This window comes from Mucilaginibacter pedocola (assembly GCF_002013915.1).
Taxonomy (GTDB): Bacteria; Bacteroidota; Bacteroidia; order Sphingobacteriales; family Sphingobacteriaceae; genus Mucilaginibacter; species Mucilaginibacter pedocola.
The window spans coordinates 106,592-132,149 of sequence record NZ_MBTF01000023.1 but is presented as its reverse complement, the minus strand read 5'-3'; the positions used below and the strand labels follow the sequence as shown (position 1 = coordinate 132,149).

Below are 25,558 nucleotides of genomic sequence, written 5' to 3'. Positions count from 1 at the left end.
AGCGCTTAATTATAAGGCAAAAGGGCATTTCTCCTCTTTATCAAAATTTAAATTGTAGAAAAACTTCACATTTTTGGGGAAATTGGGGAACGATACCGGAAATATTCGGTCCTCAACATGAACTTAAGTTAATGGCCTGTAACCTGGTATCGGTTCGGCCGTAAGAAAATAAGATTACGCTTTAAAGTATTGAACGGCCGGCGCATTTGCAGAGCCTTGTATTTAGAAGGCCGCGCTTATGGCAAAGTTTTTAACCCTTGCTATTTGCGGCTTGTTTAATTTAATTGAATTGTTTTCCCGGGTGCCTTAAAAAGAAAAAAGGCCGACAAAACTCTCGCAGTTTTATTCGGCCCTACATCTACCTATGAAAAACACCCTTTGAGAAGGGTATTAACTTTAATTCAATACTAATGCCAAAGTTCAAAACATATTAATTACAGGGAAATATTAAGCTTTTTTATCGATACTGTTTTAAGCGTGGGGAAATCTTGCGGAGTTTTGGGGAAATTGGGGAACTGTGCATATGATGTAGCCTATGTAGGGGCTAAAAAGAAAAAAGGCCGTAAAACTCTCGCAGTTTTATCGGCCCTACATCTACCTATGAAAAACACCCTTTGAGAAGGGTATTAACTTTAATTCAATACTGATACCAAACTCAAAAACTGCTTAATTATAGAGAAAAAGCCCCTCGCCTTGCTTTATTTAATTTAAACTGTAGAAAAAACACACCCATTTTGGGGAAACATTACCCAAATGTTTATTATTGACATTATCAAAAACACAATGCCCCGCTAATGGGTTATGCATAAGATAATTATAAGCTAACTCCCAATACTACGCAAATGGATTACAATGTATATTTATTGGCTACCGATCCGAAGGATCCGTGCAGGGATGTTATCCACTCCAGAGATACCAGCCTTAAAATAAGAGTATATTGCCTCAATCACGACCGCTTTAGCCCCAGCGAAAACGAAATACAGCTTTATGGTTATGCGCATGATAAGCTTTATGCCTTCGAAACCATCAACATTGCCGCCGAAGATGCCCTTGATGTGGTAGGCGCCATACAGTGGTATGCCGATTATATTGATTTCCCTGAGATGGAAATTTTACCCGAGGACCCGCGCCCCGGGCACGAATTGGCTATGTGAAAAAAATTAAATCCCTCTGTATCTTGCACTTTAAAAATATTTGAAAATATTTTTTGGCAAAACAAGTATTAGCTCTATATTTGCAATCCCAAAACGAACGGAAATATCCGCTAAGAAAAAGGAAAAACAAAAGGGAGCTTAGCTCAGCTGGTTCAGAGCATCTGCCTTACAAGCAGAGGGTCACTGGTTCGAACCCAGTAGCTCCCACTTCAAAAGCCTCACAGAAATGTGAGGCTTTTTTGTTTGAAACCTATTTTTTGACCACCTCACTAATTTTCGCCAACAAAAAAGGCCGCCTCCAACTGAAGCAGCCTAATCATTAAGGATATCAACATCCCCACACATATTAATTTACTTACAACTCTCGTATCTTCAAATTTTTAAACGATACGCCTTTGGTCCAGTCTTGCAGGGCTATACGGCCGTTAGTGTATTTGCCAAATTCGGGGAAGGCTTTAAAGTTGCTGTTCTTAACTTTTTCTGCCCATTGGGTACTTTTTAGGTCCTGCTCCGCGGTGAGGGTGCCGTTTAGATAGAATGATACCTTACCGTCCTTTTGTATGATCTCCGAATGGTTCCAGCCGCCATTGGGTGTTAGCTTTACAGGGTTTAATTGCGGGCTAAATCCATAAAGGCAACCGGATATCTTTGTGGGGATGTGTGCATCCTTATGCTTATCATCCAGCAACTGATATTCGGGACCGGATGCCCAGGCGGTTGCCAGGTCTTTTCGCTCAAGCACATTTACAAATACGCCGCTATTGCCACCTTCGCCCAGCTTCCAATCAAACTTAAAATCGTAATTAATATATGATTCGTCGGTTACCAAATCGCCGTGGTCTAAATCGGGGTTGGGGTTGCAATACAAAACACCGTCTTTAATCAGCCATATATCGCCAATACTTTCCTGGTTATACAAATGCCAGCCATTGGTGGTTGTGCCATCAAATAAAAGCTTCCAGCCTTCGCTCTGCTCTTTTTCGGTTAATTGGTTATCTGTATTGGTGGTGGTGTTACTACAAGCGCTAAACGCAAGGGCAAACAGGCAAGCTGCGGCTGCCAATCGTAATTTATACATATATAGGTTTATAATTGGTTTAAATGCTCAATTCAGCTTTTTGCGCAGCCACGCACGCACCGGCTCATCGTAAAACACCAGCGTAGCATACGCTACTATTACCGAAACCGTAAAAGTAATAATACCATAAACTGTTGCTTCTTTTAGGTCGAGAGGGCGGTGGCCGCTTGCCCAGCCGGCATAAATGTAAATAAAAGGAAAGTGAGTTATATAGATGGGATACGATATATCGCCCAGAAATTTACAGATCTTACTTTCGGCCTTCCCCTTAACTTCGCCGCAGGCACCCAAGTAAACTACCAGAGGGAAGAATATAATTATCGCCGCGGCTTCGTAAATACCATTCATCCAGCGTTGCTCCTGCCCGCCAAGCCTTGGCACGCATAGCAATGCCAGTAGCAGAATACTACACCATAAAAAGGCTTTGTTAAGCTTGCCGGGTTTAATGGAACGCGAGAGCAATAAGCCCGCAAAAAACGGGTAAATAAGGCGCGTAAAACCGATTTTGAGTTGAACCGGATCTAATGCCCAGCCGCCAATAACATCGCCGCCAGGGCTGGTTATTACATAATACGCCAACCATGCACCGGCAACCATTACTAATAGCCACAAGGCCGGCTTGTTTAACTTGCGCAACCCAAGCGCATATAAAATATTGGCCACGTACTCATAAAACAACGACCAGCCCGGCCCATTCAACGGATGCATTTCCTGCCAGCCGCGTATATCCATAGATGGCGGAATCGGCAGCAGCGTGAAACCAACGAGCATAACAAGCAGTAATTGCCAAACCGGTACATTATGAATATTAGGCCAGGCGGGCGAATCGGAAAAGTAAAAACACAGGGCACCTATCAGCATCCCCATTATAACCATAGGCTGCAGCCGCTCTAAGCGCCGTTTAAAAAAGCCGCCTATGGTCATTTTATGCCAACGATCGTCGTAGGCATAACCTATTACGAAACCCGAAAGCACAAAAAAGAAATCGACAGCCAGGTAGCCGTGGTTTATTGCCTGCGTGAGGGTATTGGTTGTGCTTGCTTCTAAAATGTGATAAGCTACTACGGTAATAGCGGCCACGCCACGCAACCCATCCAATATAGGATAGTGCGGTTTGGTGGCAAGGTTTGTTGAATTTGCGCTCATGAAATTAGTTAAGGGATAGTTTATACCGGCGGAATATCAGCTACCGGGTGAACAAAAGTAAAAGGAAGGCACGTGCGCAAATTGTCGGATAATTGAAAATACTTGTCGTATATTTGGATAAATAGCTCGATAAATTGAGAAATGTTGTTAATAGGGTAAAATATTGTCCAACACCCGAAAAAAGTTGGCAATCTTTTTTCATTGATCATGTGCGGGTAACGCCTTCCCAGCAGATCACCTTTCACCAGCACGAATCGCTGGAAATATCATACATCGTATTGGGTTCGGGCAGGCGGGTTATTGGCAACACGGCCGATAACTTTAACCAGGGCGAGGTGATATTTATCCCGTCGAATATCCCGCATTGCTGGTCGTTTGATAACTTTAATACAGCGGCCGACGGAAAGATCGAGAACATATCCATCTTTTTTACACCCCAACTGTTGCAAACCGCGCTTGATGGCTGCCCCGAATTACACGAATGTTTTACAAAAATACTTAGCCTGGAAAGCGCCTTGGTGTTTACCGGGCAAACCCGCGAGCGTTTACAGGAGCTAATGCGCAATACCCGGAACGAATCGAAAACCGAACAATTTGCCAGCCTGGTGCGCATGCTTGCTCTTATAGCCGAGTCGGCGCAAATGGAAATAGTAGGTAGCGTAGTAGTAGAAGACCGCAGCCAACTGAAGCTGCAACAAGCCTACAGTTATGTGATCAATAATTTTCAGCGGGAAATAACTTTGGCAGATGCCGCGGCATTTGTTGGGATGGAAAAGTCATCTTTCTGCACCTTCTTTAAACGTAAAGCAGGCAAACCGTTCTTCACTTTCCTGGCCGAATACCGCGTGGAGTCGGCAGTACAAATGCTGCAGCGCACGGGCATGTCGGTAGCCGAAGTATGCCATGCCGTGGGGTTTAATGATGTACCGTATTTCAATCGCGTATTTAAAAAGGTAAAAAATATGCCGCCATCGCAGTTTCGCAATAGTGTTCCAAACAACGTTGATTAACACCTATCCGTTACAAACACAGGGTTATTGAGGTTTTGCCAGAGCCTATACCGCACGGAAATTTACAGATCTCGCTTTCAGCCTTTCCTTTAACTTCATGGATAAATAAGGCGTGTACCCCCCATTTAATTCCATTGAATAATTATTATCTTCAAGCAATGAAACGCTTCTTTATTCAGAGCTATTACTTTTGGACGATCACACGTTTTATGTTCATTGTTTTTACGTTGTTTTCGGGGTTTGCATCGCTTCCTATTGCTGTGGATTGGATAGATGTATTAATTGACACAGGCAGCCTTTGCTACATTGTGCTTATGATATATACCACCTCTCTTGAACTTCAAAATAAAACCAATAAACGAGCGGCAAAATATATTATTGGTACCCTTTCTATTCTGATAGCACTATTAATATTGTATGTTGTAACAACTCATCGCGCCTCCCACATAGCCCTTGCTGTTCTTTTTATTTTATGGCTAACGCTGCTGGGGCTTTTCGATCTGTTTGTAATGAACAGGCAGGAAGAAGAGTTAGAATGACTTAACGGAGGCTGTTGAACTGATAGCCAACGGCTGATGGCCTTGCAACAAGAGTTATTGCCTTACTGAGCCACCAAACCTATTTTACTCGCTCCCCTATCCGTTATAGTAAAACCACAGCGAAACAAAGCCCAGCGCTGCGCCAATGCTTATGCGGACAATCTTCGTCCAATCGTTTTTTTGATAAGGGATAAACAGCAATAAAAAGTAAGGGACCACCTGCGCTACGTAACGGCTGGAAAATTGCACCTTCACCTTAATGGCCGAGAAGGCGATAAACAACGCCGTCAGCCCGATAAATACAAATACCGGGTTATTGCGGTTTTGCCAGAGCCTAATGGCCGACGACAGCAGGAAATGGAACGATAAAAACACCACCAAAGCCGGTATGGCACGTTGGTATACCCCAAACATAGCAGGCCCCAATAACTTCGCGGCAGCGCTCATCATAGGCGCAAATTCGAAATAGCCGTTTATCAAATTCGCCACTAAAAACACAAGGCTTACGGCCAGCGTGGCCAGCAGAGTGCGCTTATCGGCAACGAACCATGCGGGTGCCAATATGAGGGCGACAAACCCGCAGTAGCAAAACGATAACAGTGCGTACCAGGGCACAATTGAAATATTGTCGGCACCAACAACCACATTTTCGGTAGGCGGGGCAAGGGCTCCCCATACTTTAAAAACATAGGCGGGTAAAGGCAGCGCTGCTAACAAAAAAACACCAAGCAACACTACTGCCCATTTGTTATTAAATCCCGGTGTGCTGTAAGCTGAGTTTCCTGTAACACCTGTTTTAGGTTTAACAATTATGGCGTAGATAAATAAACAGGCCAGGGCGGCAAATACCACCATCAGGAAAAAAGAGCGCCCCATTATAGCGAATGATAAAAACAAGCCTGCCGCTACAGCCAGCAGCATCTGCTTGCCAATTGGCTTGCCGTTTTTAAAACACTGCAGCATAAAATACAAACTCACCATGGCGCAAAGCATGGTAGGTACTTCGGTTAGGGCCAGCCCGCATACAACCCATACCATTGGTATAAAAATGAAATTGGCGGCAACGCTCAGCGGCGAGGCAGCGCCCATTAGCTTAGCGTTTAAATAAATAAAAGCGAGTAGCAACAGCAACAAGCCAAAATTCACCAGCCTGATACCTAATGTACTGAAGTGGGTAATGCCCGAAAAGAAACTGTGTATTACGGCGTAGGTGGGTCCCGGCGAGCCGGTTATCTTCAATAAAAACTCGTTGGTAAGCCCTAATTGTGCTATGCGGGGTATATTGGGTACGAAATAGCTCTCATCGTACAGTATACCCTGCGTGCGGCAAAGTATAATTACGGCTATCGCAACAAGCGATAACAACGCTAAAGGTACAATGAGGCTTTCCGGTTTTATCTTCCGCATATCAACACTCCAGGATATCCCATTTCAGCAGTTTCAGCTTGGCGAGGCAATACCTTAAAGAAACCCCTAACACGCCAAAGCCATAAGTCATGCTGCGCGAAAAGCTGATAGACGATGCTTCATCAAAGTATTTGGTGGGGCAGGTAACCTCCCCTATCTCGAAACCCGCGTAAAATATCTGCGCTACCACCTGATTATCAAATACAAAATCGTCGGAGTTTTTCTGGTATGGAATTGCCCTAAGCACCTGTGCCGAATACGCACGGTAGCCGGTGTGGTACTCGGATAACTTTTGGTTCATCAGTATATTCTGCAGCAGCGTTAGCACCCTGTTGGCAATATATTTATACATAGGCATACCACCTTTTAGGGCGCCCTTACCCAATATGCGCGAGCCAAACATTACCTGGTATACATCCTCTCCAATAACAGATATCATGGCCTGCAACAATTTTGGCGAGTACTGGTAATCGGGGTGCAGCATTACTACAATATCGGCACCCAGTTCGAGCGCCTTGTTGTAACACGATTTTTGATTACCGCCGTAGCCTTTATTCACCTCATGTACAATAATGTGTTGTATACCCAGTTCCTGCGCTACGGCAACGGTATTATCGTTACTCTTATCGTCAACCAATACAACCTCGTCAACCAGACCGAGAGGGATCTCTGCATAAGTTTGCTTTAATGTAGACGAGGCGTTGTACGATGGCAAAACAACCACCACCTTTTTGTTTAAATACATAGTTTATTTAAGCGCCTTTTTTGGCGGATATTAAAAAGGCGCGGACGGGCCCAAACCACATCCGCACCTTACGAAACTACGCATAATAAGTAGCTTTTTAGCTATAAATATGTACAGTGCCTTACAGGTAAAGGCTAATACTCTAATTGGTAATATTACCTTACAACAAGCGATATTTTAAGCACTACCGGCGTTTGGCCAATGCGCGGGCCTCCCCAATCAGTTTCGTCGCCGTTTAGTATGCGCAGGGCTTTAAACACGCCATTCTCATACCGGCCTTCTTCTACCTTCAGGTATTGCCATACTTTGCCTTCGTTGGCACCCAGCGGCTTAAAGGTTATATGGCAAAGCGAACCAATTACCACAAACTCGTTCTCGCTAAGTTTCACCACCATGGCCTTGCCCGATGGTGTTGCATTTAGTGTAACATCGTTGCCATTCCATTTGCTGCCGAAGGTTACTTTTGCCTGCCATGCGCCCAGGTCCATCGTTTGGGCAGCATTATCTTCCCGCTCTACCACGGCCTTTATTTTACCATCGAAACCCCAAGCCGCCAATTCGCGCATCATGGGGGCAAAAACTTTGTATTCCTGCCCAAACGGTGCCAGGCGTTCTACTGTTTCGGCCTTTTTACCATCCGGCAGGTTACTATCTATACCAAATGGCGAAAAGCCTATGCCACCACGGGCAATAACATCATACATATAGCGGGACATGTGTGGGGCTAAACTGGCTTCGGGAACGAACAAAGCATTGTCTGCCCTATCGTATAATTCAATTACCTTCATAATGCGTTCGCTGCCCTGCAGGTAAATATCCGGGCTCAGCACATCAATAGCGGGCGCCGCGGCCTTCCAAATAGGTATTACATTATCGGTAGGGCCACCGCTTTCGTACGATGGTGGCATAGGGTCGGTAAGCGGGTCGCGCAGGGCAGCGTTTACGTACAAGGGCAAACCATACTCGGCTTTACCGGCTGCCGCAACTTTACCTATATAATAAGCAACCGACCAGGCATGAAAGTATTCCTCAGCACGGTTGCCAAAAACCTTTTGCCAATTGCCGGTAGCATCTGTTGGGCGGTTAAGGGCTTTAAGTACTTGGGGTTTCAATAATTGCGGCGGCACGGCACCGTCAAAAAGCTTTTGGGCAAGGGGCGAATAATCGCGCACGGTATCCCACGCGCCGGGCTCGTTCTCTACCTGTACCATTATTACCGTATGTTGCGGGTCGGCTTTTTTGAGGTAGCGCATTACGGTGGCAAAAGCGCGGGTGTCGGCTTCCAGCGTTGCTTCGGCATGCGGCGAGGGCGAATCGATAACCTTACCGCCTTTACCTTCAATATTGGGATATTTGGCTGATTGGGCTTTCATCCAGGCGGGCATATAATGGTTGCTGCCGTTCTTCCAGGTGGCAAACCATAGGAGCACTAAACGCACCTTGTGGGCACGTGCCTGCTTTAGCAAAGTATCAACAACCGAAAAATCGAATTTGCCCTGCTGCGGTTCTATTTGTTCCCAATAAAGCGGCACTTCTAAAGTATTGGCGTGCATGGCATCCATAGCTTGCCAAACCTGCGGCATCATGCCCGGCCATGCGCTGGAGTTATGCGCCTGCCCGCCCAGCATTAAAAAGGGCTTACCATCTACCAGCAAAGCATGGCGGCCATTCTTTTCAATTACTTTGGGTATGGGAGATATTGTTTGGCTTTTGGCAAAAGCCGTTAAGCCGAATAGCGACAGGCACAGGGCAAGGGTTCTCTTCATGATTTGGGAATTGCGGTTCTTTACGTTGCTAAAATAGCCCGCACCAAGCCTCGTCCAGAAACACTAATGTTTATGTTGATGCAAAAAATGTTACCGAAAGCTATAAACGAAAAATGCGCCCCGTTTCTCACACGGAACGCATCATTATCGAACAAATCAATCCCGGGTTTGCAGCACCGCCCCCGGGGATTGGCATTGCAAATGAGTGAAATTTAAACGAATAAAAAAAGAAGAATAGATGAAGCCCCGCTTTGTGTAGACGAAGAGCAAATTATAGCGGATGGACTTTACGGTATGGGCGAGCTTATAGCTCAAAAAGCAAAAGTGTCTCGCCTGTATCGCCCGAAGTGATCTCGCCTTGCAGTTTCAAACCGAGTTTGCTCAGCAACTTAACCGACGAAGCATTTGAAGGCAGGGTGATGGCCGTTATAATGGGTAGTTTTAGAACATCAACAGCATGGGTTAAAACAGCGCGTGCCATTTCGTAAGCGTAACCTTGCCCGGCAAATTCAGCCATTAATGCATAACCTATATCCGGGTTAGGGAGGCTGGGGCGTTTGATGATGCCGCACATGCCTATAGGTGCCCCCTCTTTAGTTTCCACAAGCATCAACCCAAAGCCGTTTTCGCTATAGCTTTTTATGGGTCCGTTATTGAGGTATGCTATGGCTTCTTCGGTAGTACGCACATTGCGGTCGCCTATAAAAGTGAGCCAGCCGGGAGAATTAAGCAATTGGATGATGAAGGCTGTATCACTAAGCGTGAGCCCCCTGATGTTCAACCGTTCGGTTTGCAGTGTGTATGCCATGGCTTAGTCCACACTAACGGTCAAACCTTCCTGCTGCAAAATTTTGCGGTAGATCTCCATTTCGGTGAACGAGCCCTCTAACACGGCGCACTTGCCTTCGTTATGTACCTTCCAGGCAATCTTTTCGCCCTGCGATTCAGAATAATCAAGGTACTTCATCATGCAATAAATTACATGGTCGAAAGTATTATGGTCGTCGTTCCACAAAATAAGGCGGTGCATCTCTTTCAGCCCGGCCAGTATCTCTTCGAGGGTGAGGGTTTCTTCCTGTACTTCGGTTGGCATATATGCCCCAAAAATACTCAAAAAAACTCAAAACTAAACGCTTAGCCGTAATTACTGCACCTTATAGCGGTAAACCGCCCGCCCGGGGTTGCCGTTAGCATCTATCCCCTCTACAATAATGCGGTAAGTGCCGGGGCTGCCTGCGTTAAAGTACTCGAATGATGTTTTGCCATCGGCTCCTGTTTTTACTGTAGGGTTCCAGTAAATAGTAGTGCGCAGGTCTGCCAGAGTTTTGACCACTTTAGGGTCATCATACCGGGGCGAATAAAATTCGCGCGCTTTGTAATATCCTTTGGGGTAAAATGGCTTTATGCCGCGGCCGGCTATAGGGCCATCGTAACTATTATCGGGCTCGTCGCCGCGTTTGGTGGTTATTAATATTACGCCGTTTGCGGCCCGCCCGCCGTATACCCCTAAAGTTGATGCATTGCGCAGTACTTCTACCGCGGCAACATCGTTGTAGTTAACCGAATTTAAATAATCGCTGCCTACATAAATACCGTCAATAATAACCTGCATTGGCCCAAAGCCGCGGTTAGAGTATGGCCTGCCATTCCTGAAGGTAACGCCCAGCAGCCTGCCCTGCAAACAATCTGCAAAGTTAGGGCAAGCAAAATTCATCAGGTCGCGGGCCAGCAATACCTGGTCGGCATTGCCTGGGCCATTCAGATTGGCAGAATGTTTTAGGGCTATCCTTTTCTCGCGGATAATTACCTCTGCCAACGGTATAATATGGTTGCCTACGCCTGCTTGCCGCTGCGCCTGGTAAAGCAAGCGGCTTGCCCGGGTATAAACAGCCAGATCCTCGCGCTTATCAATACTCAGTTCGGGGAGGCTTGCTTTTATGAAAATAGTTTCGGGCGGAACGCTATCCAGCAATATCTTCACATCTTTTTTATTATTGGCAGTACGCGCCTGCACAATAAAGCGTATGCTATCATCAAAATCGAGGTTGGTGAAGGCAAAGTGGCCGTTAGCATCGGTAAGGGTATCTAAAGTATAAGTAGCATTGTCGATATTAATTACCTGTACTTTACCATTAGGCACCGGCTTGCCCGCCGGGGTGGTAATGGTGCCCGATATACTTAAGGCCTGCTCGGCTTTATACACATCGCGCCCGTAATTACCGGCATTCAGTTGTTTCCAGCTAAAGCGGCGGTAACCCTGGGTAAGCATCAGCAGATCGAGGTGGGCCAAGGCCTTTGGGGTATTCCGTTCAAAATAATATGCCGGGTCTTCAATAAAGCCATTCAATTCCGATTTGAGCAGCAGGCTTGCCATAATATGGTTTTCGTTATCCGGGTTAACAGGCATGGTACTCTCGTCTATCACCGCTACCGAAAAATTGCCTGCAACAGGTGCGCCTTCGCTTTTTGCGTCAAGCCCTATAGTAACCTTTTGCCTCACAGCTGAATTTTGCACCTGCGAAATACCCAAGGCCAATTTATCCGGATGCTTGATAAAAGCCAGCCGCTCCAGCAGTGGCTCACCCGCTTCGGTAAACACCGTAAACTGAACAATGCCTGTGGGGAATTTGCTATTCGGTATACTAACAGATACACCATTGGCATTAACAGCTAAACTGCTGCTGTAATAAATTTGCCCGCCGCCCTGTGCTATTAAATACAATGTTTTATTTATGCCGCTTTGCAAAGCAATGCTATTAGCCTTCAACTGTACTTCAATATTGTCGGCGGTGGCATCGGGGATATGCAGTATATAACCTGCGCTTTTGGCGATAGGCAAAGGGTAAGTAAAAGAAGCGCCGTCCGCGGTGGTTATCCTCGCGCTGTAAGTTTTACCCTCAGCCGGGGCAAAGCTAAACTTACCCATACCCAAATGGCTGCTATTGAAGTTAAGTACTTGTTGCCCGCTGCCGTCCAACAAAACGCCCTGTACATCCAGGCCAAAACCATTAGCACCAACACACTTAAATGCTACATCGCTTTTTAACCCGGCAACCAGTTCGCCGCCTTCGGGGAAAAACTGCAGGTCGGGTTTAGCATCGGCAGAAGGCACCGCTGCACTTTGAGGGGATGTGCTCTTTTTGTTATTGTTTGATATAGGGCTATTTACAACCGTAATGCTTTGGCTGAAATAATATTCGGGCCCGGCGTTGCGCATGTAGTTGGTATAAGCGCGGATGAAATACGAACCGCCACGGAGGGTATCGGGCAGGGCAAAGTCGCCCGCGGCTGTGCCATCCTTTAAGGGGAGTTTAACGGCGATAGTAGTCCGCCCTTTGCTATCCACCAAATCAACGTTAACAGCCCCGCTAATTATCGATGGTTTATTCTCTGCACCCTCAACCACATAAGCCTTAAACCAAATATCGTCGCCGGCGGCGTAATTGGGCTTATCAAACTGCAGGTAAACTTTCTCTATGGGGTGTATGCTAAGCCAATTGGCCAGTTGCTTGGCAAGCTTATCAATAGGCCCATCGGCGGGCATAAAGCTATATGCACCCGCTATGGCGGCAGCAAAAAGCAGCGCAATAAAATGTCGTTTGGTGATCATACAGAAAAAGGCGGGGCTTATACAAAGCTACAACGTTAATAGCCTGTTTTTCTGTATATAAACTGTAATAATTAAAACTTGTTCTTCCACATCATGCTTTCTACCGGGCGGGTGGTAGGCTTGTTGTATTTGGCATTGGTTTTGGTGTTGTAAAGCGTTTCAATTTCGCCCTCTACCGCAAAATAAATCAGCTGGCCTATGGGCATACCGTGGTATATCCTTACGGGCTGCGCGCATGATATCTCCAGCGTCCAGGTGTTGCAGAAACCTACATCGCCCTTGCCGGCGGTGGCGTGTATATCTATCCCCAAACGCCCCGTGCTCGATTTTCCTTCCAAAAAAGGCACATGCTGATGGGTTTCGGTATACTCCATGGTAACGCCCAGGTACAGCGTGTTGGGTTGCAGTACGTAACCTTCCTTGGGTATCTCAAAGCCTACTATCTCGTTATGCAGTTTAGCATCCAACACACGGTCTTTATAAGTGGCCAGGTGTTTGCCCAAATGCACATCGTATGAATTGGTGCCCAAATACTCGCGATTAAAAGGCTCAATAATAATGGTGCCTTTGTCAATTTCTTCGAGGATGCGCTTATCAGATAGTATCATGAACTTGTTAAATGAGGCATCAAAATTATCACAAAATGCCGGGGCGGGCAAGCTTGTTGCCGCGTTATTAACCAACAATTGTGTAATGAAGCTGGCTATCGCTCGGCGAGTTGACTCACCCCGACGGCCCGCAATTCGCGGGCGTCGGCCCTCTCTACTTCGTAAAGAGGGCGGAAGATTTGTTGCAGTTCACCCTCTTTCCGCAAAGCGAGAGAGAGGGTCGGGCAGCGATAGCGTACCCGGGGTGAGTAAACTCCGGTTGTAGAATAGAGCCTATTGCTTCAGGTCGCGCTTTATAAATTTATGGTAAAGGTATTCGGCGTAACCTACGCTGATGTAATCAGGGAATTTCCAGGTGGGGTAATATTTCTTTTTGATCCATTTCAAAATGCTGAAAAAGATAATGCCCAATATAAGCAGCAAGGCAAAACCAAGTACAATTGATGCGAATATTTCTACGACGCTCATGATTGTGTTAAGTTAACGGTTGGAGGGTAAAACAGGGTACAAGTTACACTTTTTACCCGAAACTTAACACACTATCAATTTAAAATTTGTTATAAAATACTGAAAGGCAATTTTTTGCCGATTTTATTGGTATTTATTAATTGATGGTTACTTTTTCATGCGGGGCGCCGGCGGCGCTAACCTGCAATTTGCGGCAGCTTTCGCTAAGTGCCACGGCTATTAAAACGGCAGCGGCTATGTATATCCTTTTCATGGTAATGTAATTTAAATAACGTTTAGTACGGGTATGACGTAAGTACACCGCGTACTGTTACATCCGATCCCATAAAAACGAATTATTAATTTTATTTGATATAATTTTGCAGCCGTTTTTGCAATTTTACTTTTATGGCGATAGCTTACCGGCACCAAATAGACGATGATACCGAATTTGCCCTTTGGCGGATAGAGGAGGGTGCCGACGAACTGTACAAGCAACTACAGCTCGACGAGCACGAGAAAGCCTTTACCAAACAGCTAAGCAAAAGCAAACGCTACCTGCATTGGCTGGGCACCCGCGTGCTGCTGCGCAAAATGCTGGGCACCGAAGATTATATAGATTGCAAGGTAGATGCCCACGGCAAACCTTACCTCGTTAGCTTGCCCTACCATATCTCTCTAAGCCACTCGTTTGATTACGCGGCTGTAATGATCAGCAAAAGCAGCCCGGTAGGTATAGATATTGAGCAGGTGAAAGAAAAGGTAGAGCGCATTGCCAATAAATTTATGAGCCCCGATGAACTGGCTTACATAAACCCTAAACATACCATAGACCAACTGTACGTTTGCTGGTGTGCCAAAGAGGCCATCTATAAATGCTACGGGCAAAAAGAGGTTTCGTTTTTAGATAACATATCGCTGCAACCCTTTGCTTACGAGGGGCATGGCGTGGTTGATGCCAAATTGCAAAAAGGGGCAATAGATAATGCGTACGAAGTGAATTACATTAAGTACGAAGATTATATGATAGGATACGTGAAGGCCTGATAATGAAAAACAAGAAAGTAATACTACAGGATTGGGGGCTAACCGATTATAAAGTTGCCTGGGAACGCCAGGAAAAACTTTTCGGCGAAACCGTGAAACTGAAAACCGAGATACGCAACAGGCAAACCTTAGTTGCGGCTGGTGATGCCCCTGCCGAAGAACCGCTTACGCCCAACTACCTTGTTTTTTGCGAACACCCGCACGTATACACCCTTGGCAAAAGCGGCAAACCCGAACACCTTTTGCTGGACGAAAAAGGCCTGAAAGAAAAAGAAGCCGTTTACTACCCCATAAACCGCGGCGGCGATATCACCTACCACGGCCCCGGCCAATTGGTGAGCTACCCTATTTTAGACCTCGACAATTTTTTTACCGACATACACCTCTATCTGCGTACGCTGGAGGAGGCCATCATACTCACCCTTGCCGAATACGGCTTAACTGCCGGCCGCTACCCGGGCTATACCGGTGTTTGGTTCGACGCTGATAACGAGAAGGCTCGCAAAATATGCGCCATGGGCGTACGCTGCAGCCGCTGGGTTACCATGCACGGGCTGGCGCTGAATGTGAACGCCAACCTCAGCTACTTTAAAAACATAGTGCCCTGTGGGATAGACGATAAGGCCGTTACCAGCATGCAGCAGGAACTGGGGCACGAAGTGAATTTAAAAGACGTACAACAAATCCTTACCAAACATATTTTCGTATTGTTTGGTATGGAGGCCGTATGAGAAAATTATTAAGTTTATTATTTATAGCAGGCGTTTTTTACGGCTGCAGCAAAAAGTTAGATCCGCAGCAACAACCCGTGACTTACCAGCCAACCACCACAACTACACCTGCCACTGTTGGTAATTTGAGTTACCTTGCCCTTGGCGATAGCTATACCTTTGGCCAGGAGGTGGAAACGAGTAAAACTTACCCCTATCAACTGGCAGCACGGTTAACAGCGGCACACCACCCGGTAAGCTCGGTAAAGGTTATAGCCACCACGGGCTGGACCACCGACGAACTCATCAAAGGCATAAATGCCAGCGATACCCAGGGCAAAACATACGATATTGTTACCCTGCTCATTGGCGTGAACAACCAATTCCGCGGTTATCCAAAAGATGTTTACAGAACGGAGTTCGCCCAACTGCTAAACACAGCCATTGCTTATGCTAACGGCAACAAGCGAAGGGTGTTTGTACTTTCTATCCCCGATTGGGGCGCAACGCCTTTCGCCAATGGGCGTAACCTCGAAAAATTATCGGAAGATATAGCCGCTTTCAACGCTATCAACAAATCGGAAACCGACAAACAGGGGGTCGCTTATATCGACATAACCGGCATATCCACCAAAGCCGCTACAGATGCTAGCCTCACCGCCGGCGATGGTTTACATCCCTCCGCGGCTATGTATAGCCTATGGGTGCAGCAATTAGCACCGGTAGTATTGAGCCATTTGTAGATTATTAGTCCGAAAGACAGAAAGTCCGTAAGTCGGAAAGAAGAAAGAAAAATGTCAATGGCAGTGTCTTTCGGACTTTCCGACTTGCAGACTCAATTCCGTCTTTCGGTCTTTCCGACTTACGGACTTCGGACTCTTCTATACTTTCGCTGCTATCTCCCTCAAAGCCTTCACAAATTTATCCAGATCCGCCGTTGTGGTATATACATGCGGGGTTACGCGCACCAGGTTAAGGTCGCGGTATACAATACCTACTACGTGTATTTTGTAGCCATTCCAAAGGGCGGCGTCCAGGTCGCCGGCTTTCATGCCATCGATACTTACGCCGCAAATGGCGCAGGAGTATGGTGCTTTTAGCGAGGTGTGTATTTTTACCTTCGGGATATCTTTTGCTTTCTCGGCCCAGTAATTTTTCAGGTAACGAATGCGGTCTTCTTTGCGTTTGCTGCCAATGGCCAGTTGAAAATTGACTGCCTCGCCAATGGCCTGCTCAATGGCAAAACTGCGGGTACCCAATTGCTCAAACTTGCGTATGTCGGCACTTTGGGGCTTATCGGCACAGGTGAGCGGCCAGGTCTTTTCTATATGGTCTTTGCGTATCCACATCATGCCGCTGCCAATAGGTGCCGAGAGGAACTTATGCAAACTGGTACCAAAATAATCGCAATGCAGATCAGGTATTTTAAAATCCATCAGCCCGAAGGAATGCGCACCATCGCACACTACCTCAATGCCTTTAGCGTGCGCCATATCGCTTATTTTACGCACGGGCATCACCTGCCCCACCCAGTTCACCATGTGGGTAACGTGTATCAGTTTGGTTTTAGGGGTAATGGCATCGGTATAGGCCTTAACTATCTCGTCGTCGTTCTCTATCGGGAAATTAAAGCTAAGCTGTTTGTAAACAATACCATCGCGCAGGGCACGCTGCTCGTAAGCATGCATCATGTTAGGGTAATCAAAGTACGAACCTATCACCTCGTCGCCCCGTTGCAGGTTTATCCCGTAGATGATGGTATTCAGTGCTTCGGTAGCGTTGCGGTTAATGGCAATTTCTTCGGGAAGGCAACCGGCAAGGGCCGCCAGTTTCTCGCGAAGCGGCTCGCGCCCCATATCCAAAATGCGCCACATAAAGTATGATGGCCCCTCGTTGCAAAGCGCATTATACCTTTCCAGCGCACGTTGCACCACCGTAGGCGTAGGCGAAACCCCGCCATTATTCAGGTTAATAATGCTGGGGTTAACCGTATAGGCTTGCTGTATGGTGGCCCAATAATCCTCATCCGCCGCCACTTGTTCGGGGTTTAAATGCGCTACCCTTGCCGATGCTTTTGCAAAGCTTTCGGCATGTGCATGGTTAAACATACTGGCGGCGCCGAAGGCGCCCGCCAAAGCAGTAGCTTGCTTTAAAAAAATGCGGCGGTTTTGGTTGCTCATGATGGGGTTAATTTACGGAATTCGAACGAATTCTTCAAAGTCTATCCATATCATCGACATGTATAGAAAACCTACATTTTCTATACATATCACCTACAACATGTATAGAAAACCTGCATTTTCTATACATATCACCTACAACATGTATAGAAAACCTGCATTTTCTATACATATCACCTACGACATGTATAGAAAACCCGCGTTTTCTATACATATCAAATTGAATCGAAATTAGGATTTATCGTTTGGATAGGAGGAACTGGTTGCTTAACATCAGGTTCATTTTTAAACAGCGTAAACAAAGGAACATTTATGTAAAAATTACTTCTCCCTATTTTTTCTTTAGTAAGAAAACCATTGCTAACTAATAAATCCACATACCTTGTAGCTGTGAGCCTTGAAACAATGAGTTCCTTCATTAAAAAATCTATTTTGGTGTAAGGGTGCCTAAAGAGATTGTTTAATAGATCCTGGCTATAAATCTTAGGTAATTCTTTTCGTATCCTAATTTTATAATCTTGCATTAAATTGCGCATTGCCCCTATGAGAACAATAGTTTCCTTCGCCGTTTGCTCTACGCCATTCAGCATGTAGATTATCCATTCTTCCCAACTTCCTTCGTCTCTAACTTTTTGTAGAAGCCTATAATAATCAGCTTTATTACTGATAATAAACCGACTCAAATAAAGTATCGGCAAATCAAGCAGGTCTTGAATTACCAGATACAAAATGTTTAAAATACGGCCAGTCCTGCCGTTACCATCGTAAAATGGGTGTATGCTTTCAAATTGATGATGAATAACCGCCATCTTTATAAGCGGGTCTAAATCGCTTATTTCCGGTTCGTTTATAAACCTTACCATGTTATCCATCAACTCTACTATCGAATCATAAGACTGAGGTGGTTTATAAACGCTTTCGCCTGTAGATTGATTGACCAACTCAGTTCCCGGCAATTTGCGAAAGCCCGCGTCATTCTGCTCAAGTAAATTTTGTATTTCTATAATATGCCTAACAGAGATAATTTTATTCTTTCGAACTAAATCGAATCCATGTTTTAATGCGTCGGCATAATTATTTACTTCTTTGGCGGATGCGTTGGTTACAAGTTCTTCAAATAACTGAGCTTTATATAGTTCGTCATGAGTAGTAATAATATTTTCTATGGCAGAACTATCTTTAGCTTCCTGCAACGCCAATGTATTAATTAAAATACTTTCATTTGGAATAGTTGCTGCAATACCCTTTAACTCCGCCAATCTTCTGTGGGCAGAAGGAAGTTTTTTTAAGATCGCTTTTGTTTCTAAGTCCTGCTTAGGCGGCAATAAGGGAATTTCGTAATGCATTTAAAAGCCTTATTCTTACTCAAACATAAATGTAGCAATAATTACATCGGCAAAACCAACTTTGCGCCCTACAACAATATCCCTCCCAAATCAGCAGGCGAGTAGTTAATAGATTTCAGGGTTTTATTATCGTTATTGCGATACACCAAAAACAGTCCGTCTTCTTCTTTGTGGTATGCTTCGCTGCCGTCTTTGGCTTTGTAGTGGGCTATGGTTTGCTCGGCTTCTTCAATGGTTTTGCAGGCCTTGCTCATGTTGGAGCGGTGCACCTCGTCGAATAGCGTTTTAAATTTTTCGCCCAGCCCGAACTCTAAAATAGCGCCGGCCAATACGTATTGTATATCGCAAAGGGCATCAGCAATTTCTACCAGGTTGTTATCGGCGATAGCATCCTGTAACTCTTTCACCTCTTCGGCAAGCAGCGAAACACGCAGTGCGCAACGCTCTTTTGAGGGGATGGCCGGGCCATCAACCACCGGGTGTTTAAAGGTTCTGTGAAATTCGGCTACCTGGTTTAATGCGCTTGGCTCTTGCATGGTTTTGATGTTTTAAATACGGGCGCAAGATAACAAATAAAAGAATGTCGAATATCGAACACCCAATGTCGAATGATGAAGTATCTTACTTCGGCGTTGGGAATCCGGCATTCTTCATTCGATATTCAACTAAATCAACCGTATCACCTTGCATGGGTTCCCCCCCGCAAATACGCCCGCGGGGATATCTTTGGTAACTACGCTGCCTGCGCCAATGGTGGTATTGCTGCCAATGGTTACGCCGGGGCAAATAATGGCGCCGCCACCCAGCCAAACATTATCGCCAATGGTTATAGGTTTAGCCAGTTCGGGCCCTTTAATGCGTTCTTCGGCCGCCAGCGGATGGTAAGCGGTGTATATCTGCACATTGGGGCCACACATTACATTGTTGCCAATAGTTACCATGGCGCAATCCAGAATTATGCAGTTAAAATTCATAAAGAAGTTCTCGCCGGCCACAATGTGCTTGCCATAGTCGCAATAAAAGGGCGGCTGTATATCAATGGTGCTGCATTTGCCTAAAAGCTGCTTTAGTATGGCGTTCTTCTTCTCAAGCGGCTCGGCCATCATTTGGTTGTATTGGCTAAGGTGTTTGCGGGCATTGTCGCGCATATCCACCAGTTCCTGATCGCTGGCAACGTATAGCTCGCCATCCAGCATTTTCTGTAGTTCGGTTTTCATTGGGTTGGGTTTATGGGGCGGAAGTTAGGAAAAACTCATTATTCCCGAAATCAAACAATTATCGTTACCAGTGGACTAAAGCATTTTTTAAATCGTACTTAGTTTCTTTTAAACATTCTTCGTAAGCTTTCTTTTTTTGCGACAGCCCTGCTTTCCACGAAACATTGCTCAATATTTTTAAATCCAAAGTCATATGCATCCTCTCCTGTTCGTAGTGCCTAATCTTTATATCTTCTTGATACCTGCCACCGTTATCTGGAATAATTGAATCATAGTATCTTACAACCTCTTCTAAAAAAGATTTCAGTTGATCAAAAGATTTTTCGTTATTGAAAGACATATCCTGAACTTCAGCATTATATGTGATTAATTTATCTTTGTGCCCCATAAGATTATTTTTTTAAAATAAATGTTAAAGTTATTTGAAAGCAATAGCCTACGCGGCAATAATACTAAATACTTTAGCTTTTAAATCCTTTTGTTTAATATTGTAATATACAATGATTGTGAGTAACAATTTTCGCTATTGTTTATCACAGCATTTACTTTTGTAAATCAAATTGGGCGGTTATGAAATTAGTTTCCTTTTTTTCGGGCGCAGGAGGTTTAGACCTTGGCTTTAAAAAAGCCGGTTTTAATACGGTATGGGCAAACGAATACGATAAAGATATTTGGGAAACTTTTGAAAAAAACCATACCCATACTGTGCTCGACAGGCGCAGTATTACCGATATAACTTCTGACGAAGTGCCCGATTGCGACGGGATTATTGGCGGCCCGCCCTGCCAAAGCTGGAGCGCCGGCGGCGCATTACGCGGCATCGACGATAAACGCGGCAAGCTTTTTTACGATTTTATCCGCATCCTGAAAGATAAACAACCGCTGTTCTTTTTGGCCGAGAACGTGGCCGGCATGCTGCTGGAGAGGCATAAGTTTTCGATGGAGAACTTTAAAAACCTGTTCGGCGAATGCGGGTACGAGCTATCGGTAACCCCGGTAAACGCATCCGACTATGGCGTACCGCAAGACCGTAAGCGTATCTTCTTTGTAGGTTACCGTAAAGACCTGGGCATGAAATTCAAATTCCCCGAGCCTACCACCAAAAATGCATCGGAAAAAAAGCCATTGCACCAAACTATTGGCGACCTGAAAGATACGGCAATACCTGCCATTAAAAAAGACTTTACCAACGGGTCCGATTGCCTGGTGCCAAACCACGAATACATGACGGGCGATTTCTCGTCTATCTATATGTCGCGTAACCGCGTGCGCGGCTGGGACGATGTTTCGTTCACCATACAGGCAGGCGGCAGGCATGCGCCATTGCATCCGCAAGCACCAAAAATGCCTTTTGTAGCCACCAACGTGCGCGAATTTGCCAAGGGCTCCGAAAAACTATACCGCCGCCTAACGGTGCGCGAGTGTGCCCGCGTGCAAACCTTCCCCGACGATTTTATTCTCCACTACAAAAAACTAACCGCCGGTTATAAAATGATCGGCAATGCTGTTCCGGTGGATCTGGCAGCGGTTATTGCTACGCAGATAGCGGCCGACCTGAAAGCGGTAACCGAAAGAAAAAAGGACACGAAGGTTGCGTAAATAACCTCCTGCAAATTATCGCTGCAAAACGCGCTTGGTGGTTTGATTTTTTGTGGATCGAAGCTTACCTTAGCGTTAACCAATTTCAACCATGAAAAACCTTATCATCGCCCTAATTTGTATCGCTACTTTCGCAGGCTGTAAAAAAGATAAACAAGCCGATACCACCATTACCGCAAATACTATTTTAGGCAAATGGGACCTTACGGCATACACTAATAAATTGTATAGAAACGATGTTTTTGTACAAGACATCCCACTCGAATATTTCAATTACCAATTCGAATTTTTGCCTAACGGAAAAGTACTTTATTACGAAGGGCACATCACATCAGACGGAGAATACAGCATCACCCGGGATGGCGACAAATATATTTTTTTCTCGGGCATACAGGGCCGCCACGGGGCCTTAGATAATGGCTATGGCGTAATAAAAATGCTCAGCAAAACTTCTATCCAGCTCACTTTCGAGAATGTTGTAGGTAGTCAGAAGTATGTATTTACCGAAACTCTCGTAAAAATGTAGGTGCACTATTTTACCCCTCGCGTTTCTTTTTCAACGCTTCCTTAAACTTCTCGTCTTCTTTCTCTTTCCGCTTCTTCGCATCCTTTAACAGATCTTCCTGTTCCTTTTTAGCATCCTCGGCGTTTTGCTTATTAAACTTTTCTTCTTCGGCTTTGCCAACGCCGGCGCAGGCTTTCAGGCCGACTAAAATGGTTTGCCAAACGGTTTTAAAGAAAGGGAAATTCGCCGGGCGAATGAAGGCTACTTTCGCTTTCCGTGGTTCTGTTTTTCCATCGTCGGGGTTATCGTGTTTCAGGATAAAGGTATTGGCCAGGGTACTGATGAGGCCGCGTTTGGTAAAATCCTTTCGCAATACATCTACCTGCAAATTATTGTACAGCAAGGTTACCGTGCCCGTTGATGTTTTTTGCGTACTGCTGATATCAAAATCGAGGCTTTTCACCCTGCCCGATGTTGCCCGTACCATGGATAATGCCATCATGGGCTGGTTGGCATCGGTAATGCTCATTGGCCCCAGGTGCCCGGTGTAATGGTATTTATAGTCGGCATCGTCGAGGTTGAATTTGAAGTTAAGGTCGAGCTTACCTTTCCCCATAAAATAGCTGCTTACGTTGGCCGTAGCAATGTTGTTCTTCTGCAGTGCTTCCTTTTTATTGGTGAGGTTTAAAAACCGCCCGTTGATGTTGTTGAATACCACCACGCCGGTTTTCATGGGCGTTTTGTTCAGTTGGCGGTAAACAAACTCGAAGCGTTTCAAATCGAGGGTATCAACTTTTGCGCGGGCCTTAAACGCATAGCGCATGGCCCAGTTGGGGAAAGTAACCAGCCTGTCGGTAGTTTGCAGTTTGCCGTTGTAATTGCTGTACACCTCAAAAAATCCATGGTTCAGGGTAATTTTGGAGGCATCCATCTCCTGCGACTTTTGGTAATTGATGTAATCGAAATTATTAATAGCTGCCGAATCTATCCGTAAAGTAAAGCGGTCGGCTTTTACCGTATTAAAAAACTTCACGTGCTCTGCCGGTTGCAGGTTAATGCCTTTAACCGTCAGTTTTGATGTTTGGGTAGATAGCTTTACCGACTTCACCTTAAAACTATAAAGCCCGTTCGCTGATTTGCTGCTGTAGTTCAATAACTCGGTGCTAACATTCTTGCAAAACAAAAATCGCGAAGTATCTTTTTGCGTAGCCGAATCTATCAGTAAGTCGGTCGCCTTCAGGTTCAACTCCCTAAATTCGGAGGTGGCCACTTTTGGCCCGCTGTAATTTTTGTATTTCAGCTTTACATCGTTCAGGTATATCTCGCCTACATTAACCAACTTTAGTGTTTTGGATAGTTTTTGCCATAGGGTGCGCTTATCTTTTTTTCCGGCAGTATCGGGCTGGTTGGGGTGGTAGCTTATTACCACATCGGGCGCGTTCAGCGTTATGCGGCCAATGTTCAGTTCTTTCTTAAAATACATCCGCAACAATTGCATGTGCGATACTACCAGGCGTTTCACCTGCAATTCGTATAAATTATTCGGTGCATCGCCTTGCTTTTTCTTCAGGTTGTAGACCGAGCTATCTACGCTTAGCTTAATATCATAGAGGGTGGCTGTTCCGCGCAAAATGTGGAGGTCGGTATTCCCAATATCTATTCGATATAGGCTATCGCTGCCTTTCAATACCTCAACTTTTATTTTATCAGCAAGCTTTGGGGCGAAGTAGCTGTTGGCGAATAAGGCGATTATAAGTGTTAAAACCAATAAGCCGCCCACTACAATGAGGGTTATTTTTTGCCAGCGATGCTTCAATAGTTTAAACGCCATTTTAGGGTAATTTGGTAATTAACTGCAACGCCCTATGCACCACAGCGTTTACCTAACAACAAAAATTCAGTTTTGTTAGTCGCTGACAAACTGTCACACCTTTAACTAAAATTTTGTATTTTTGCCGTTCAATTTTTTATAATGGAGATGGATCTGCTTATTCCGGATAAGGCGCATGATGAGAGCCGCCAGGGCGAGGCGTTGGTGTTAGAGCCGAACGGCAAGCATAACGGGCGCAAACTGTATATAGAAAGTTATGGCTGCGCCATGAATTTTTCTGACAGCGAAATTGTTGCCTCGATACTGGCCGACAAGGGTTTTGAAACCACCAAGGATTTTAATAATGCCGACGTGGTTTTCATTAACACTTGCTCAATCCGCGAGAATGCCGAAGTGCGCGTACGTAACCGACTGAAAGAATTTGCCGGTGCCAAATTTAAAAACCCCGGCATGGTGGTGGGCGTATTGGGCTGCATGGCCGAACGCTTAAAAGCCAAATTTTTAGAAGAAGAAAAACTGGTAGACGTAGTAGTAGGCCCCGATGCCTACCGCGACCTGCCGAACCTGATAGAGCAGGTAGATAACGGGCAGCGTGCGGTAAACGTATTGCTAAGCCGCGAAGAAACCTACGCCGATATTAACCCGGTGCGCTTAAATAGCAATGGCATCAACGCCTTTGTATCAATTATGCGCGGGTGCGATAATATGTGTTCGTTCTGCGTGGTTCCGTTTACCCGTGGCCGCGAGCGTAGCCGCGATGCAGCTTCGGTGGTTGCTGAATGTACCGACCTGTTCAACCAGGGCTACCGCGAGGTAACTTTGCTGGGCCAGAACGTAGATTCGTACAAGTGGACCGCGCCGGTAGCAGAAGGCGGAGAGGCTTTAGCAGTTGGTGATGAAGTGAAAATTGTGAATTTCGCCAACCTGCTGGAGATGGTGGCATTGGTTAGTCCTGATCTACGCGTGCGCTTTTCAACTTCGCACCCTAAGGATATTACCGACGAGGTTTTATACACCATTGCCAAGTACGATAATATTTGCAACTACATACACCTGCCGGTACAAAGCGGTAACAGCCGCATTTTAGACCTGATGAACCGCACTTACGACCGCGAGTGGTACATCAACCGCATTGATGCTATCCGTCGTATTATTCCGGAGTGCGCCATATCTACCGATATGATAACCGGCTTCTGTACCGAAACCGATGAAGAGCATAAGGATAGCGTAACCATGATGGATTACGTGAAATACGATTTTGCTTACATGTTTAAATACAGCGAACGCCCGGGTACTTTAGCTGCCAAACGTTACGCCGATGATATACCGGAAGATGTAAAGCAAGCGCGCTTAGCCGAGATAGTTGCCAAACAACAGGAGTACTCTTATTACCGTATGCAGGCTCGCTTAGGCCGTGTAGAAAAAGTACTGATAGAAGGCTTCTCCAAAAAATCCGACAAAGACTATTGCGGCCGCAGCGACCAAAACGCCATGGTAATATTCCCGGTAACCGAAGGCTACAAACCGGGCCAATACGCCAACGTACTGGTTGAAAGGACTACATCGGCAACGCTGATAGGAAGAATCGTTTAGCCCCCCAGCCTCCGCTGATT

Annotated in this window: 25 protein-coding genes and 1 tRNA gene; 10 read left to right on the top strand and 16 right to left on the bottom strand. The window is 45.6% G+C overall.

Annotated elements, in window-relative coordinates:
• The first annotated feature begins 842 nt into the window (after window positions 1-842).
• Both BC343_RS18110 and BC343_RS18105 read left to right on the top strand, forming a co-directional pair.
• Window positions 843-1,154: a hypothetical protein gene (locus BC343_RS18110; protein WP_078349203.1), complete on the top strand. Its 312-nt coding sequence runs from the start codon at window positions 843-845 to the stop codon at window positions 1,152-1,154.
• 132 nt (window positions 1,155-1,286) lie between these two features.
• A tRNA-Val gene (locus tag BC343_RS18105) sits at window positions 1,287-1,361 on the top strand.
• Window positions 1,362-1,509: 148 nt separating this feature from the next.
• On the opposite strand, the gene BC343_RS18100 is transcribed toward BC343_RS18105, so the two are convergent.
• Window positions 1,510-2,232 (bottom strand): 3-keto-disaccharide hydrolase, encoded by a 723-nt coding sequence (locus tag BC343_RS18100; RefSeq protein ID WP_078349202.1) that lies wholly within the window; start codon window positions 2,230-2,232, stop codon window positions 1,510-1,512.
• A 27-nt stretch (window positions 2,233-2,259) separates the two neighbouring features.
• Window positions 2,260-3,378, bottom strand: coding sequence for an acyltransferase family protein (locus tag BC343_RS18095; RefSeq protein ID WP_078349201.1), 1,119 nt, complete (start codon window positions 3,376-3,378; stop codon window positions 2,260-2,262).
• A 209-nt stretch (window positions 3,379-3,587) separates the two neighbouring features.
• On the opposite strand from BC343_RS18095, the gene BC343_RS18090 reads away from it, so the two are divergent.
• Window positions 3,588-4,388 (top strand): AraC family transcriptional regulator, encoded by an 801-nt coding sequence (locus tag BC343_RS18090; protein WP_078349200.1) that lies wholly within the window; start codon window positions 3,588-3,590, stop codon window positions 4,386-4,388.
• A 158-nt stretch (window positions 4,389-4,546) separates the two neighbouring features.
• The gene (locus tag BC343_RS18085; protein ID WP_143822249.1) at window positions 4,547-4,927 is read left to right on the top strand and encodes a hypothetical protein; all 381 of its coding nucleotides are present in this window, start codon (window positions 4,547-4,549) and stop codon (window positions 4,925-4,927) included.
• A gap of 96 nt (window positions 4,928-5,023) precedes the next feature.
• On the opposite strand, the gene BC343_RS18080 is transcribed toward BC343_RS18085, so the two are convergent.
• The 8 genes from BC343_RS18080 to BC343_RS18045 all read right to left on the bottom strand — a co-directional run bounded on the left by BC343_RS18080 (window position 5,024) and on the right by BC343_RS18045 (window position 13,531).
• On the bottom strand, window positions 5,024-6,334 hold the full coding sequence (locus tag BC343_RS18080) for a hypothetical protein (protein WP_078349198.1): 1,311 nt from the start codon (window positions 6,332-6,334) through the stop codon (window positions 5,024-5,026).
• A gap of 1 nt (window position 6,335) precedes the next feature.
• Window positions 6,336-7,079 carry a glycosyltransferase family 2 protein gene (locus tag BC343_RS18075; protein ID WP_078349197.1) on the bottom strand — a complete coding sequence of 248 codons (744 nt, stop codon included), beginning with the start codon at window positions 7,077-7,079 and terminating at the stop codon, window positions 6,336-6,338.
• Window positions 7,080-7,234: 155 nt separating this feature from the next.
• Window positions 7,235-8,845 carry a GH35 family beta-galactosidase gene (locus BC343_RS18070; RefSeq protein ID WP_078349196.1) on the bottom strand — a complete coding sequence of 537 codons (1,611 nt, stop codon included), beginning with the start codon at window positions 8,843-8,845 and terminating at the stop codon, window positions 7,235-7,237.
• Between the two features lie 304 nt (window positions 8,846-9,149).
• On the bottom strand, window positions 9,150-9,653 hold the full coding sequence (locus BC343_RS18065) for a GNAT family N-acetyltransferase (RefSeq protein WP_078349195.1): 504 nt from the start codon (window positions 9,651-9,653) through the stop codon (window positions 9,150-9,152).
• A 3-nt stretch (window positions 9,654-9,656) separates the two neighbouring features.
• Window positions 9,657-9,938 (bottom strand): ATP-dependent Clp protease adaptor ClpS, encoded by a 282-nt coding sequence (locus tag BC343_RS18060; RefSeq protein ID WP_078349194.1) that lies wholly within the window; start codon window positions 9,936-9,938, stop codon window positions 9,657-9,659.
• Window positions 9,939-9,989: 51 nt separating this feature from the next.
• Complete coding sequence (locus BC343_RS18055) at window positions 9,990-12,455, bottom strand: TonB-dependent receptor plug domain-containing protein (RefSeq protein ID WP_078349193.1); 2,466 nt, start codon at window positions 12,453-12,455, stop codon at window positions 9,990-9,992.
• 71 nt (window positions 12,456-12,526) lie between these two features.
• On the bottom strand, window positions 12,527-13,063 hold the full coding sequence (dcd, locus tag BC343_RS18050; protein WP_078349621.1) for a dCTP deaminase: 537 nt from the start codon (window positions 13,061-13,063) through the stop codon (window positions 12,527-12,529).
• Between the two features lie 273 nt (window positions 13,064-13,336).
• The gene (locus BC343_RS18045; RefSeq protein WP_078349192.1) at window positions 13,337-13,531 is read right to left on the bottom strand and encodes a hypothetical protein; all 195 of its coding nucleotides are present in this window, start codon (window positions 13,529-13,531) and stop codon (window positions 13,337-13,339) included.
• A 387-nt stretch (window positions 13,532-13,918) separates the two neighbouring features.
• Between BC343_RS18045 and BC343_RS18040 the strand changes: the two genes are divergently transcribed.
• Genes BC343_RS18040 through BC343_RS18030 form a run of 3 tightly spaced genes read left to right on the top strand, consistent with a single transcriptional unit; the run spans window position 13,919 to window position 16,010 of the window.
• The gene (locus tag BC343_RS18040; protein ID WP_078349191.1) at window positions 13,919-14,557 is read left to right on the top strand and encodes a 4'-phosphopantetheinyl transferase family protein; all 639 of its coding nucleotides are present in this window, start codon (window positions 13,919-13,921) and stop codon (window positions 14,555-14,557) included.
• 2 nt (window positions 14,558-14,559) lie between these two features.
• The gene (gene lipB, locus BC343_RS18035; RefSeq protein WP_078349190.1) at window positions 14,560-15,288 is read left to right on the top strand and encodes a lipoyl(octanoyl) transferase LipB; all 729 of its coding nucleotides are present in this window, start codon (window positions 14,560-14,562) and stop codon (window positions 15,286-15,288) included.
• Complete coding sequence (locus BC343_RS18030) at window positions 15,285-16,010, top strand: SGNH/GDSL hydrolase family protein (protein WP_078349189.1); 726 nt, start codon at window positions 15,285-15,287, stop codon at window positions 16,008-16,010. The genes lipB and BC343_RS18030 overlap by 4 nt, the downstream gene beginning before the upstream one ends.
• A 138-nt stretch (window positions 16,011-16,148) precedes the next feature.
• Here the strand turns inward: BC343_RS18030 and BC343_RS18025 are convergent, their stop codons facing one another.
• From BC343_RS18025 to BC343_RS18005, 5 genes are all read right to left on the bottom strand, one after another.
• A complete protein-coding gene (locus BC343_RS18025; protein WP_078349188.1) occupies window positions 16,149-17,447 on the bottom strand; it encodes an aminotransferase class V-fold PLP-dependent enzyme in 1,299 nt (432 codons plus the stop codon).
• 215 nt (window positions 17,448-17,662) lie between these two features.
• Window positions 17,663-18,793: a Fic family protein gene (locus BC343_RS18020; RefSeq protein WP_078349187.1), complete on the bottom strand. Its 1,131-nt coding sequence runs from the start codon at window positions 18,791-18,793 to the stop codon at window positions 17,663-17,665.
• A 68-nt stretch (window positions 18,794-18,861) separates the two neighbouring features.
• Complete coding sequence (locus tag BC343_RS18015) at window positions 18,862-19,329, bottom strand: pyrophosphohydrolase domain-containing protein (protein ID WP_078349186.1); 468 nt, start codon at window positions 19,327-19,329, stop codon at window positions 18,862-18,864.
• A 129-nt stretch (window positions 19,330-19,458) separates the two neighbouring features.
• Complete coding sequence (locus BC343_RS18010; protein ID WP_078349185.1) at window positions 19,459-20,010, bottom strand: sugar O-acetyltransferase; 552 nt, start codon at window positions 20,008-20,010, stop codon at window positions 19,459-19,461.
• 64 nt (window positions 20,011-20,074) lie between these two features.
• Entirely contained in the window at window positions 20,075-20,398 is a 324-nt protein-coding gene (locus BC343_RS18005) for a hypothetical protein (RefSeq protein WP_078349184.1), read from the bottom strand.
• Window positions 20,399-20,580: 182 nt separating this feature from the next.
• Here BC343_RS18005 and BC343_RS18000 point away from each other — a divergent pair, with 182 nt between their 5' ends.
• Both BC343_RS18000 and BC343_RS17995 read left to right on the top strand, forming a co-directional pair.
• The gene (locus tag BC343_RS18000) at window positions 20,581-21,609 is read left to right on the top strand and encodes a DNA cytosine methyltransferase (RefSeq protein ID WP_078349183.1); all 1,029 of its coding nucleotides are present in this window, start codon (window positions 20,581-20,583) and stop codon (window positions 21,607-21,609) included.
• A gap of 91 nt (window positions 21,610-21,700) precedes the next feature.
• Window positions 21,701-22,135, top strand: a complete 435-nt coding sequence (locus BC343_RS17995) for a hypothetical protein (RefSeq protein WP_078349182.1) — start codon at window positions 21,701-21,703, stop codon at window positions 22,133-22,135.
• 10 nt (window positions 22,136-22,145) lie between these two features.
• On the opposite strand, the gene BC343_RS17990 is transcribed toward BC343_RS17995, so the two are convergent.
• Window positions 22,146-23,945 carry an AsmA family protein gene (locus tag BC343_RS17990; RefSeq protein ID WP_078349181.1) on the bottom strand — a complete coding sequence of 600 codons (1,800 nt, stop codon included), beginning with the start codon at window positions 23,943-23,945 and terminating at the stop codon, window positions 22,146-22,148.
• Window positions 23,946-24,092: 147 nt separating this feature from the next.
• On the opposite strand from BC343_RS17990, the gene miaB reads away from it, so the two are divergent.
• Window positions 24,093-25,538: a tRNA (N6-isopentenyl adenosine(37)-C2)-methylthiotransferase MiaB gene (gene miaB / locus BC343_RS17985; RefSeq protein ID WP_078349620.1), complete on the top strand. Its 1,446-nt coding sequence runs from the start codon at window positions 24,093-24,095 to the stop codon at window positions 25,536-25,538.
• Window positions 25,539-25,558: the final 20 nt, after the last annotated feature.